Genomic DNA, 11,713 nt, shown 5'->3' on the forward strand with positions numbered 1-11,713 from the left:
TCAAGCCTTCGCCATCCTCGCCCCGGCACCGAGTGCCATCGTGCGCAGCACATAGTAGATGACACCTGCGATCGCCACGCCAAAGAACCAGCCGTAGACGCCCCACCACGACGGCAGCCAGTTGGTGAAGTTCGGCAGGAGCGAGGAGAAGATCGCGCCGATGCCGGCTGCGATGAAGGCGTTGACATGCCAACCGTTCTGGAAGCGGAACTCGCCGTCTTCCCTGTAGAGTGCCTCGACGTCGACCTCGCCCTTCCGGATCAGGTAATAGTCCACCATCATGACACCGAAGATCGGTCCCATCGTCGCACCGATGATGTTGACGAAGGAGGCAGCGCTGCCTTCCCATGGCGCGAAGGGGTAGAGCACCAGCGCGATCAGCGCCGCGATATAGCCGCCCTTCTTGAAGTCGATCTGCCGTGGAAAGACGTTGGAAAAGTCGAATGCCGGCGACACGAAGTTTGCCACCACGTTGATGCCGAGCGTCGCCACGGCGAAGGTCAGGGCTGCGAGCGCGGCCAGGAACCAGCTGTCGAACTTGGCCGATATCTGGTCGGGATGCAGCAGCACTTCGCCATAAACGTCGAAGGCGGCAATCGTGGTGACGCCGGCGACCAGCGAAAACAGGATGAGATTGACCGGCAGGCCCCAGATATTGCCCTTGCGCAGCGATGCCTTATCCGGCGCGTAGCGGGCGAAATCGCAGAAGTTGAGGTAGAGCGCCGAGAAATAAGTCACCCAGATCGCCGCCACTGCGAACAGCGAAGTCCACGAGCCCGGCGTGCCGGGCACGCCCGCATCCTTGGTCTTTTCGAGCAGCACATCCATCGGGATGTCGCTGGTGAAAGCAAAAGTCCCTGACTTGACACAGAGGTAGATCGCCAGGATCAGCATCATCACCCAAACCGCCGGACCGGCCCAGTCCTGAAAACGCCGCACCGTTTCCATGCCTTTTTGGATAATCAGCAACTGCAGCGCCCAGACCACCGCGAAGCAGATCACCTCCAGGCCGGTATGGCCGAGGAAATGTGTGTTCTGGTTAAAGTCGGCAAACCATTGCGAGCGGATCAGCAGCGCCACGATCGCGCCGGACGCGGCTGCGGTCTGAGCGCCGTACCAGAAGCAGGCGACGATGGCGCGCACCAAGGCCGGTATGTTGGCGCCCCAGATGCCGAAAGAGGCGCGAGCAAGGACAGGGTAGGGCACTCCGGTCTTCACGCCGGCATAGCCGACCATGTTCATCAGCACGTAGATGATCATGGAACCGATGCCGATGGCGATAATGAAGTTGACGAAGCCACCGCAGAACAGGAACAGGCTTGCCGCCAGATAGTAGCCCCAGAGGCTGTGAACGTCCGACGTCCAGACGTTGAAAATGGAGAACGGTCCCCAGTTTCGAACCTTGGCCGGAGCGAGATCCTCGTTATACAGGTCAGGTGATGCGCCTTGTATGGTCATTGCGATGTCCCCTTGTTGGTCGCACGCGCCCTCACGCGTTGACCGTGCAGGTTAAGCCTGACGCAAGGGGACCGGCAACAGATTGATTTGCTGGCTTTGACCTTAAAGATATTCAATGAGAATCGGTCTTATCGACGCGGCGCAACGGTTTGTCGCTCGTTTGTCACGTTTGGTGATTCGATTTCGGTCGAGCGATGTGAGAGGCTTGTATTTAGCCCGACCTTCTTTTTCGGGCTCTCTTTGCCGGAACCAAATGGCCAGCCGACAGTTTAATACAGCTCGATCAGATGTTGCGATCGACCGGGAGGAAACGATGGATCGCCTGCAATTCTTTACGCCTGTGCGGATTTCGCGCCGGCAAAACGGCCCTGCCGCGGAAATTGGTAGCGTGGCCGAAGCAATGGACTTCTTGCGTAAGTGGCCAACAGGCCGTCGTGGACCCGTCTATCAATGTGCGGTGAATTGCTGCTCCGCGGCTCTGGCTGGAAGGATGTCGGCAGAGGAAGCAAGGAAGGCTTTTGCCGGGTTCGCCCGCATCACGCGCCTGCTCGACGACGACATGGCGCTGCCAATGGGCGGCGAAAATATCGGTAGCGTGCATGCTATGAGGCGATGAACGTTGATATCTGCCATGAACATGGCGCCCCTCCGGCAAAGTCACAGCACCTCGACTGAGGCTCGAACAGGTACCCAGCGCCCCGCTCGGTGACAATGAGATTCGGTTCGCTCGGGTTGACCTCCAGTTTGCGGCGCAGTCGCAATATCTGCACTTCGATGCTGCGATCGAACACTGCCTCGGCTGATCACGGGCCTGATTCGAGGAAAGCCCGGGCAAACCCGGGTTGCGCCGCTTCTATCGTTCCATCGGGTAGCTTCAAAAGCCGGTCGATTGCGATGCCATAGAGCCGCAGCCGGTCGTCGAGCAGTCGCGCCGCTTCGTCGATATTGCCCTGCTCGGCTTTTAGCAAGGCGCGGTGCATCACATAGCGAAAGATCAGCCGCAACTGCAAAAACATCTCGGCGAAAGCTTCCGGATCGGGCACGTCGAAGATGCCTTCCCCGCTTCCTTTCCTAAGCAGATCGGTGATTATCGGCATGGCCAATTCCCTGGCCGCCTGGTCGACCCGATGGAAGAGGGCAAGGTTTTCGGGCCGGAACAGGACGAAAAATGTTTTGCGCAGTTGCGGAGCAAGCTCGACGTTGAGAAGGCGCGCGACATTGCCATCATGAAATCGCTTGGCTTCGCGGAGTCCGATATGCGCCGGCTCTTTCTGCTGGAAGGCGTGGCGATCGGCGCTGCCGGCTCCGTGCTCGGCGCGCTGCTCGGCTTCTCCATGACTTATGCGCTGTCGCTGGTGCGCTTCGAGATCGCCGCGACCGGCCAGGAGATGACCCGTCTGCCGATCGCCTGGAGCTTGATGCATTACATCATCGCCTCGGCTTTCGCGCTGGGCTCGGCGGCAGTTGCCGGCTACCTGCCGGCGCGTCGTGCGGCGCGCCTGAACCCCGTCGAGATCATCAGAGGCGCGTCATGAGTGCACTGATCGAGACCGATAAACTGACACGCGTGTTGCCCGAGACCGTTCCCGTCACGCTGGTCAAGGACATCACGCTCGCGATCGACGAGAGGGAATTCGTCGCCGTCACCGGTCCCTCCGGCTCCGGCAAATCCTCACTGCTCTATCTGCTCGGGCTGCTCGACCGGCCGACCGCTGGGAGGTTGAGAATTGGCGACCGTGATACCGAGCCGATGAATGAAAGGGAGCGCGCGCGGACCAGGCTTTCGATGCTGGATTTCGTGTTCCAGTTCCATTTTCTGCTGCCGGAGTTCACGGCCCGCGAAAATGTCGAAATCCCGATGCGCAAGCTGGGCCGACTGGCACGGCCCGAAATGCGCCAACGGGCCGGGGAACTGCTTTCATCCCTGGGCCTCGGCGAACATCTCGACAAGCGGCCTGACCAGCTCTCGGGCGGCCAGCGTCAGCGCGTCGCGGTGGCACGCTCGCTCGCCAATGACCCGCCGCTCATCCTCGCCGACGAGCCGACGGGAAGCCTCGACAGCAAGAGCTCCGAGCAGGTTTTCGCAATCCTGGAGAACCTGGTGCGCGAGCGCGGCAAGACCGTCGTGGCGGTTACCCATGATCTCGACATGGCGGCGCGTATGGATCGGCGCATTCACATCGTGGACGGGAAAATCGGCTAAGGTGTGTCAATATTCAGGTGCTGCGGCGTGCAGCTTCGCCGGTGTGTTTGGCAGCTGCGGCAGCAACCGAAGGCTTGTCACGACACTGCCTTTCTTATTCGCTCGAACATGGGAATGACGTTGTTGTTGTTCGACGGCCGCTCGCCGTTACCCATCACCCGGTCGAGGTCGCCGCGCTTGCGAAGCCGGGCGGCATCCAGAAGCATGCTGCCGGCCCAGCGATAGACGTTGTTGTCGCGGACCATCTCGCGCATGGGCCGCATGCGCTCGCGCTGTTCCTCCGGTGTCATGGTCAGCGCCTGCAGCAAAGCCTCGCTCGTCATGGTCGTATCGTAGGGATTGACGATCAGTGCCTCCAGGAGTTCGCGCGAGGCGCCGGCAAAAGTGCTGAGCAACAACACGCCCTGTTCGTCATCGCGGGCCGCGACGAATTCCTTGGCCACCAGGTTCATGCCGTCATGCAGGCTGGTGACCATGCATATGTCGGCGCCGCGATAGATCTCGTAGACCTGTTCCTGCGTGTGATGTTTGTCTACCATCAGGACAGGACTGTAATCCTCGCTGCCGTATCTCTGATTGAGCTCTTCGACATAGCGGCGGCATTCATTGTGGAGTTGCCTATAGGCCGGGAGTGTGCCCCGGCTAGGTGCTGCGATCTGTAGGAAAACCAGTTTTCCGACCCATTCGGGATGTCTCGTTAACAATTCATCCAGCGCCCGGAAACGGTCGAGGATGCCCTTTGTGTAGTCGAGGCGCTCGACGCCGACGCACAGTTTGACATCCGCTTTCAGCCCGAACCTCTCGCGCACGCGGGCGCGGCATTGATCGACATCAGGCAGTTTCGCCAGAAGTTCGGCCGGCCATTCCACGGAGATGGGGTACGCATGCACCAGCGTCGTCTGTCCGCCGTAGGAGATCGCCGCATCGGCCCGCTCAATGCGGCTTTCCAGGAAGCGATCGACACTTTCGGCGAAATTGTTGGCGTGGAACTGGGTATGGAAGCCGATGATCGAGCTACCGAGCAAGCCTTCCAGGATCCGCTCACGCCATGGACAGATGCTGTACACTTCCGAGTTGGGCCATGGAATATGCCAGAAAGTGATGACGATCGCGTCGGGCAGGCGCTCGCGGATCATGCGCGGCAAGAGCGCGAAATGGTAATCCTGGACCAGCACGATCGGCCGCTCGTGGCGCGCTTCGGCAACCACCGTATCGGCGAACTTGCGGTTGACGGCCTCATAGGCCTCCCAATCCGACGCGCGAAAAGTCGGGCGGGTGAAGGCGATATGGCAGAGCGGCCACAGACCTTCATTGGCGAAGCCCAGATAATAGCCCTGATATTCTTCCTCCGTCAGCCAGACCCTGCGCAGCGTGTAGGACGGATTGCCAGGTGGCACCTCAACCCGGTCATTCTTGTCGACCGTGAGACGGTCCGCTGTCCCGCCGCCGTACGCGATCCAGGTGCCGGCACAGGCGCGGGTGATCGGCTCGAGCGCCGAAACCAGTCCACTGGCCGGTACCAAGAGCTCAACGCCATCATCCCTAGTGTTGTGAATGTAAGGCTCGCGGTTGGATACGACGATCACCTGCGTCTCCGGCAGATCGTCGGCCAGAATCTTGCGTAAGGTGTCGGGCGACCATGTGATCAGGGCCGCACCGGCCGAGTGGCGGTTCTTTTCAAACTCCCGCAGCACTTTGCGAGTCGCTTCAGAAGCCACGTCCTCGCCTGCGGCATATGTAACCGGTGGGGTGTGGCTGTGGCGCCGTTGGAATACCGAGAACACCACGGCAACGGCGGAAAGGCCGAGGCTTGCAAGGATCAGAACCCACAGTACCTCTACGCCATAGTTTGACATCGGAACAACGAATTTTCCTCCGGCCGGTCGGCCGTTTTTCTTTGCCTTCGAAGCCGGCGACTTGTGACAGGTAGCCGTGCGCCGGCGTGGTTTGCAACGCACGGATGGGCCATCGGTTCCGGCAGTTGGAGCGAGGCGGTCAATTCGATGCGCAAAGCTAAACTAGGTCCGCACGATGAGCGGCACTAAGCCCTCATGGCGGTCGGCGAGAAAGGCGACGACCCTGTCGCCGACGCGCTGAAATGTCAGATCCACGGCCTTTGCGCCAATGCCCAGATGCCTCAGCGTGAGCGTGTCGATACCAATCGGCAGCCTGGGCCGGGTGACGTGGATTTCGCGATCCCAGCCGTATATCTCCAAGCCGAGGCAGGCCTGCATCAGCATGAAGGCAGACCCGGCCGACCACGCCTGCGGCAAGCAGGCGACGGGATAGGCGATCGGCGCTTCGCCCGGCGCGCGGGTAAAGCCACAGAACAGTTCAGGCAACCGCATGTTGAAATGAACCGCCGATTCGAAGGTGCTGCTCATCAGCCGGACGACGCTTTCACGCTCGCCAAAGCGTGCCAGACCGGCGCCGCACATAGCGGTGTCATGCGGCCAGATCGAGCCGTTGTGGTACGACATCGGGTTGAAGAACACAGCATCGTCGGCGAGTGTCCTCAGCCCCCAGCCCGAATGGAAGGACGCCGAAAGCAGCTGGTCGGCGACCATCTGCGCCCGCGTCGGCTCGGGGAGCCCGACATAGAGAAGATGCCCGACATTGGACGTCCGCACCTTGCAGGGCTCGCCGGCGCCATCAATCGCCAAAGCATAGAAGCCGAGATCGTCCAGCCAGAAATGGCGTTCCACAGCGGCGCGCATGGCCTCGGCGCGGCTGTCCCAATGATCGGCTCTGTCGCCCTCGCCGCGGCGGCGGGCGAGGGCTGCCAGCCCCCGGAACGCGGCAAAGACATAGCCTTGCACCTCCACCAGGGCGATCGGGCCCTTGGGAATTCGGCCATCTGCATGGAAGACGGAATCGATACTGTCCTTCCATCCCTGGTTGGAGAGACCGGACTCGGCGGCACGCTGATAGGTGACGAAGCCAGTCGGCCGGCTTGCCTCCTCGGTCCATTCAGCGGCCGCGCAGAGCGACGGCCACAGGCTGTCGACGAATGCCATGTCGCCAGTACGGTCCGCATAGGCGCAGGCGAGATGGATGTAGAGCGGCGTCGTGTCAACACCGCCATAGTAGCGGCCGAAGGGAAGTTCCCGCAGCGCTGCCATTTCGCCCTTGCGGGTCTCGTGCATGATCTTACCCGGCTGCGAATCGCTGAACGGCGATGTCTCTGTCGCCTGGTGCTGAGCAAGGAAGGCCAGCACGCCTCGCGCCAGGCCTGGGTTGAGCCACAGCATCTGCAAAGCGGAGATCACGCCGTCGCGGCCGAACGCCGTCGAAAACCAAGGGATGCCCGCATAGGGATAAGGTCCGGTCGTTAGCTCGGTGGTCAGCAGCGCCACATCCGCACGCGCGCGCTCGACCCAATCGTTGAAGACGCGCCCGGAACTGTGCACCGTAGCACCATGGCGGCGCTTGGCCCGCATGCCGAAGCGAGCTCGCGCCGCGGCGGCGCGGTAGCGATCGCGGTTCGGCGTTTCCGCTACCTCGGGACCGACTTCGACATACAGCACCTTGCTGCTGCGCCTCGTCACGGCAATCAGGAAATCCGCACGGTCGGCCGTCAGACGGTCCGGCGCCTGCGAAAACGATATCGCCGACATCCGCGCTAGCCCGTCCAACCCATCGTAGCGAAGCAGGACGGAAGTTGCATCCGTCTCGGCAGCATGGGCCATACCGCGCTTCAGCCTTGTCGAGCCGCGTACTTCGAACATGTCGCGGAAATCGGCAGCAAAATGCAGCGAAACGCGGATGGTGGAGTGTTCCTGGCTATAATTGGAAAGCGTGATGCGTTCAAACAGCCGGTCCTCCCAAAGCAGCCTGACGCGTTCGATATGGATCGCGCCCTGCGGAATGTCCCGGCCGCGGACGCTCTGCATCGGCAGATTGGTCAGGTTGGAGGTGAAGAGCACATTGTCCTGGCTCAGCGACGCGCCTAGCAGCGATGTCTGCCGGCCGCCGACGGTCAGCCGGAATTCGGAAAGCACTCGGGTGTCGTCACGGAAAAAACCGTCGCCGGCGCCGCGGATATCGCCGTAGGCGTCGGCCACGGCAAAGCAGTCGCCCTGCTTGAGCGCGAACAGCCGGTGCGGCTCTCGAGGTGCGGTGGCGTCGAGGGAGGCAAGTGCCACCGCCGGATCAAGCTTGCGCTCGTCAAGTTGGGTCATTCGCTACACATCTCTCTCGTTTTCGACCCGCGCGCTCCGAGGTAACGCCGCTCACGATGCTCTTGCTTCGGCCGAGGCACCGAGCAGGCGCGCATAGGCGGAAATGTAGTCGTGGGTCATTCTTTCGGCGGAAAACCGCCTTTCGAAGGCAGCTCGCACCTTCCGCCTGTCGAGCCGCAGCATGCCGGGCACAGACGCGACCGCATCCTCCATTGAATTCACAATAAAACCAGTCACTCCCTGATCGATAATCTCCGGCATGGCGCCGGAACTCCACGCAATCACCGGGGTGCCGCAGGCCATCGCTTCTATGACGGCAAGACCGAACGGTTCCGGCCAGTCAATCGGGAATACCAGACCCGCCGCCCTGCCAAGGAATTCCGCTTTCTTGTCCTCCTCGATCTCGCCGACATAGTCGACACGGCCACCGTCGATCAGTGGCTCGACCACCTCGTGGAAATAAGAACGGTCGTCATCACCGATCTTTGCCGCAAGCTTTAGTTTCAGTCCCGCGCGAAGCGCGATCTCGATGGCACGATCCGGCCGCTTGTCGCGCGACATCCGGCCAAGGAAGGCAAGGTAGGGCTCCCCTGGGCTCGTCTCGAAAACCGGTTTGTAGATCGCGGTCGGCAGGCCGTGGTGGATCGTTGCCAACCAGTTGGCGCTGGCGAGCCCGGTCCTTTGGCTATGGGAGACGGAAATCATCGGAAAGCGTGGAAAACGCTCATAGGCCGGCGCCAGATCGACATAGTCCAGCCTGCCATGCGGCGTCGTCACTGTCCGTTCGGGCATGTGCTCGAAGAATGAAAAATGCAGGAAATGGCTGAGGTGAAAGTGAATAATATCAAATTCTTGAGCCCGTTTCCTCACCTCGGCAAGCATCAAAAGATGCGCGGCCGTCTCCGATTTCAGCGGACGTGGGTCAAGACGCAACGCACGCTCGCGACACGGCACCAATTTTGCCGACGTCATTGTATCGCCACTGGCGAACAAGGTCACGTCATGGCCAAGCTCGACCAATCCTTCGGTCAGGTAAAAGACAATGCGCTCCGTACCTCCATAAAGCTGGGGCGGCACGGATTCATGGAGCGGTGCCACATGGGCTATTCTCATCGTCTGGCATTTCCCTCAGGTCATCGCTGAAGTCGAAATGCATTAACCTCTCGAACGTTCCCGCGACGGTAAGAGTTCCCTAGGGGATAACAGGCAATTCACTCGGCTGCTGCCGCGGACGGGAACCATTTGGCTAGGCGAACACATTTGCATTCGGCGCAGAACACTGCGTTGCCCTAGACGCGACTGCGCCATGCTATTACGCCGTACGCATTCATGCGATGTTTCGGAACACGTAGGGGATATGGACAATGCGGAAATGGCCTAGAATGGTCTTGGGCACGGCCGGCGCCATCGCAGTTGCCATTGTTTGGGGAATCGCTGCCACCTTGATGGGAATGCCTTCAATTTTGATCACGATAGGAGCGGTCGCCATCGGCGCGGGCATCTACAGCTATCTCAGTCAAAACTGATCGACCATTCGTCGCAGGTGCCGCGACGGTCCGCGCCAGAGCATCCACGCCCTGGCGCGATCTCGTTTCAGCTAACTCCTTCAGGTCACGAAGAATGAGGCTGCCGTAAGCGACAGACCTGGAGAGAGAGTGGCGAACTGTGTTTGAGCTGCGCCGCCGATCCCGTCGCTGTCGAAGGAGAGCGCTCCAGTCGAACTGTTGTAGATGATGTGGTCGGAGCTATCATGCGCAGCTTTACCCGCAAAGAAAGCTCCGGATGAAAGCCCTCCCAACTTGAGCCCGGCAAAAATGGCGTCGTCGAGGTGGATCTTGTCCTGGGATTTATTGAAGTCGGTGACCCTGTCGATGTTGCCGGTCCCAAGAGCGGTATTGAAAACGAAGGCATCGTTGCCGCCGTTACCGGTCAAGGTGTCGGCGCCGCCACCACCTTTGATGACATTGGCGCCGGCATTGCCCTGGATGGTCTGGGCGAACGCGTTGCCGGTAAGGTTGATCGCTCCCGTGCCGGAGGATTTCGTGGTGCCAAGAAGCTCGACATGCGCGCCGGCAGAAAGCGCATAGCTCACCGAGGCGAATACCCTGTCGCCGCTGCCGCCGGCCGCTTCAATCACCTTGTCGCCGGCATTGTCGACAATATAGGTGTCGTAGCCGCCATAGCCGGTCATAGTGTCGGCGCCACCCATGCCGTTGATGTAATTGGCGCCGGCATTGCCCTGGATGGTTTGGGCAAATTCGTTGCCAACCAGATTGATCGTTCCCGTACCGGCGGCGTTCGTGGTGGCAAGAAGTTCGACCTGCGAGCCGGCCGAGTGCGTAAGCGCAAAGCTCGCCGAGGCGAGCACCTTGTCGGTACCACCGCCAGCCGCTTCGCGCACCTTGTCGCTGGCATTGTCGACATAATAGGTGTCGTTGCCGCCATACCCGGTCATCGCATCGGCTCCGCCGCCGCCATTGATGACATTGGCGCCGGCATTGCCCTGGATGGTTTGGGAAAACGCGTTGCCGACCAGATTGATCGCTCCCGTACCGGCGGCGTTCGCGGTGGTGAAAAGCTCGATCTGCGAGCCGGCCGTAAGGGTATGGCTCACCGAGGCGAGCACCTTGTCGGCACCGCCGCCGACGGCCTCGATCTCCTTGTCGCGGACATCCTCGACATAATAGGTGTCATTGCCGCCATAGCCGATCATCGTGTGGCCGCCGGCCCCGTGGAACACGTCGGCGCCACTTGTGCCATACAAAATTTCATTGCCGGAATTGTCGGGAGGAGGGGTGCCGGTATTGCTGGTGTTGTGCTGTCGGAAGACGGCTTGCAGTGCCGAGGAGCTTTCAAGCGCGGTGTCGCCGTTCTGCGTTCCCCACTTATAGGTATAGTCGAAGGCGGGTGACGGAACCAGCGCGCCCCAGTGATCGATCATGGTTTTCAGCTGTTCGGCGGTGGGCATGACATGTCTTCCGCCGTCGGAAGTTTCCCAATTGCCGCCGCCAAAGGCCTGATAGACCGGAATGATCTTGCTGGTCGGGATGCCCGACTCGACCGCGGCAGCCACGGCTCTGTCGATCATGTCATAGTCGACCGTGTCCGTTCCCGTGCGCACCGGATAGGGGTCCAATCCGAAATAATCGATACCGGTGTTGGCTGGATTATAGGTATTGGAGAAGTCCGGATTGTCGGGAGATCCCATGTTCATCATGGTGATGAAGGTCTTGGCGCCTGGAAAATTGTCGTGGATCCAGTCGGATTCCGCCTTCAGGTCTTCAGCGGTCGCGTAGGTGCCCCATCTGCCGGTGGGATCCGGCTCGTCAGCAAGGTAGAACCCAAACACCTTCGGATTGCCAAGGAAGGGCGTGACTTTGTCGATGAAGGATGAAGTTACCCCGTCGGCCTCGCCAAGATAGACTAGGGCCTTCATGCCATCCGGCAACGCGTTGACCTGCGAAAGGTATTGAACGTCAACCAGGTTGAATCCGGCGGTTGCGATTTCGGCGGCCGATCCACCCGATGTATAGTGCAGAGTAGCCATCTACAATTTAATCCTTCGTCTGATTCGATAGCGCCCCGCGGTGCCCCTGCCTAACCGACAGGTATATTAGCTCCAAATCACATACCCGCATTCATCTGATAGAATCGTTGATCGACGATAGGACGTCTGCGCGGGAGAAAATATTACTTGGAATACACTGCGAAATTTAAACATGAAATATGTTGTTGCATATAGAATTGCTAAACCTGCCTCGATAAGTTTGCGCTATTTCTGATAAGTATCTTTTCATTATTTCTAATAACTAAATATAACATTTAGATATGTTTATAGGTATGATTCTGTTTAAATTAGATCTATTTTTGT

Annotated in this window: 9 protein-coding genes and 2 pseudogenes; 3 read left to right on the top strand and 8 right to left on the bottom strand. The window is 59.9% G+C overall.

Features of this window, described 5'->3' with window-relative positions; translation table 11 throughout:
* Complete coding sequence (locus AC0L26_RS07210; protein WP_352929942.1) at window positions 1-1,458, bottom strand: NCS1 family nucleobase:cation symporter-1; 1,458 nt, start codon at window positions 1,456-1,458, stop codon at window positions 1-3.
* Window positions 1,459-1,573: 115 nt separating this feature from the next.
* Here AC0L26_RS07210 and AC0L26_RS07215 point away from each other — a divergent pair, with 115 nt between their 5' ends.
* Window positions 1,574-2,074 (top strand): DUF982 domain-containing protein, encoded by a 501-nt coding sequence (locus tag AC0L26_RS07215; RefSeq protein ID WP_473631920.1) that lies wholly within the window; start codon window positions 1,574-1,576, stop codon window positions 2,072-2,074.
* Here the strand turns inward: AC0L26_RS07215 and AC0L26_RS07220 are convergent.
* Both AC0L26_RS07220 and AC0L26_RS07225 read right to left on the bottom strand, forming a co-directional pair.
* Window positions 2,061-2,255 (bottom strand): annotated as a pseudogene (locus tag AC0L26_RS07220) (winged helix-turn-helix domain-containing protein); the annotation flags it as partial. The gene AC0L26_RS07215 and the pseudogene AC0L26_RS07220 overlap by 14 nt on opposite strands.
* Before the next feature lie 6 nt (window positions 2,256-2,261).
* Entirely contained in the window at window positions 2,262-2,555 is a 294-nt protein-coding gene (locus tag AC0L26_RS07225; protein WP_473631921.1) for a hypothetical protein, read from the bottom strand.
* A gap of 90 nt (window positions 2,556-2,645) precedes the next feature.
* Between AC0L26_RS07225 and AC0L26_RS07230 the strand changes: the two are divergent.
* Window positions 2,646-2,993: pseudogene (locus AC0L26_RS07230) on the top strand (ABC transporter permease); the annotation flags it as partial.
* On the top strand, window positions 2,990-3,661 hold the full coding sequence (locus AC0L26_RS07235; RefSeq protein WP_473631922.1) for an ABC transporter ATP-binding protein: 672 nt from the start codon (window positions 2,990-2,992) through the stop codon (window positions 3,659-3,661). The pseudogene AC0L26_RS07230 and the gene AC0L26_RS07235, both read left to right, overlap by 4 nt.
* Window positions 3,662-3,738: 77 nt before the next feature.
* On the opposite strand, the gene AC0L26_RS07240 is transcribed toward AC0L26_RS07235, so the two are convergent.
* The 5 genes from AC0L26_RS07240 to AC0L26_RS07260 all read right to left on the bottom strand — a co-directional run bounded on the left by AC0L26_RS07240 (window position 3,739) and on the right by AC0L26_RS07260 (window position 11,389).
* Window positions 3,739-5,517 carry an alpha,alpha-trehalose-phosphate synthase (UDP-forming) gene (locus AC0L26_RS07240; protein WP_473631923.1) on the bottom strand — a complete coding sequence of 593 codons (1,779 nt, stop codon included), beginning with the start codon at window positions 5,515-5,517 and terminating at the stop codon, window positions 3,739-3,741.
* Between the two features lie 162 nt (window positions 5,518-5,679).
* The gene (locus AC0L26_RS07245) at window positions 5,680-7,842 is read right to left on the bottom strand and encodes an amylo-alpha-1,6-glucosidase (protein WP_473631924.1); all 2,163 of its coding nucleotides are present in this window, start codon (window positions 7,840-7,842) and stop codon (window positions 5,680-5,682) included.
* A 51-nt stretch (window positions 7,843-7,893) separates the two neighbouring features.
* Window positions 7,894-8,955: a glycosyltransferase family 4 protein gene (locus AC0L26_RS07250; RefSeq protein WP_473631925.1), complete on the bottom strand. Its 1,062-nt coding sequence runs from the start codon at window positions 8,953-8,955 to the stop codon at window positions 7,894-7,896.
* A gap of 214 nt (window positions 8,956-9,169) precedes the next feature.
* A complete protein-coding gene (locus AC0L26_RS07255) occupies window positions 9,170-9,343 on the bottom strand; it encodes a hypothetical protein (protein ID WP_473631926.1) in 174 nt (57 codons plus the stop codon).
* A 105-nt stretch (window positions 9,344-9,448) separates the two neighbouring features.
* The gene (locus AC0L26_RS07260) at window positions 9,449-11,389 is read right to left on the bottom strand and encodes an autotransporter outer membrane beta-barrel domain-containing protein (RefSeq protein ID WP_473631927.1); all 1,941 of its coding nucleotides are present in this window, start codon (window positions 11,387-11,389) and stop codon (window positions 9,449-9,451) included.
* Window positions 11,390-11,713 lie beyond the last annotated feature (324 nt).

It is taken from the genome of Mesorhizobium sp. WSM4823 (assembly GCF_055811195.1).

Coding starts and splice junctions, on each gene's coding strand:
- AC0L26_RS07215 (WP_473631920.1), top strand. CDS start 1,574: ATGAGAATCGGTCTTATCGACGCGGCGCAACGGTTTGTCGCTCGTTTG.
- AC0L26_RS07260 (WP_473631927.1), bottom strand. CDS start 11,389: ATGGCTACTCTGCACTATACATCGGGTGGATCGGCCGCCGAAATCGCA.
- AC0L26_RS07245 (WP_473631924.1), bottom strand. CDS start 7,842: ATGACCCAACTTGACGAGCGCAAGCTTGATCCGGCGGTGGCACTTGCC.
- AC0L26_RS07235 (WP_473631922.1), top strand. CDS start 2,990: ATGAGTGCACTGATCGAGACCGATAAACTGACACGCGTGTTGCCCGAG.
- AC0L26_RS07250 (WP_473631925.1), bottom strand. CDS start 8,955: ATGAGAATAGCCCATGTGGCACCGCTCCATGAATCCGTGCCGCCCCAG.
- AC0L26_RS07255 (WP_473631926.1), bottom strand. CDS start 9,343: ATGCCCGCGCCGATGGCGACCGCTCCTATCGTGATCAAAATTGAAGGC.
- AC0L26_RS07225 (WP_473631921.1), bottom strand. CDS start 2,555: ATGCCGATAATCACCGATCTGCTTAGGAAAGGAAGCGGGGAAGGCATC.
- AC0L26_RS07210 (WP_352929942.1), bottom strand. CDS start 1,458: ATGACCATACAAGGCGCATCACCTGACCTGTATAACGAGGATCTCGCT.
- AC0L26_RS07240 (WP_473631923.1), bottom strand. CDS start 5,517: ATGTCAAACTATGGCGTAGAGGTACTGTGGGTTCTGATCCTTGCAAGC.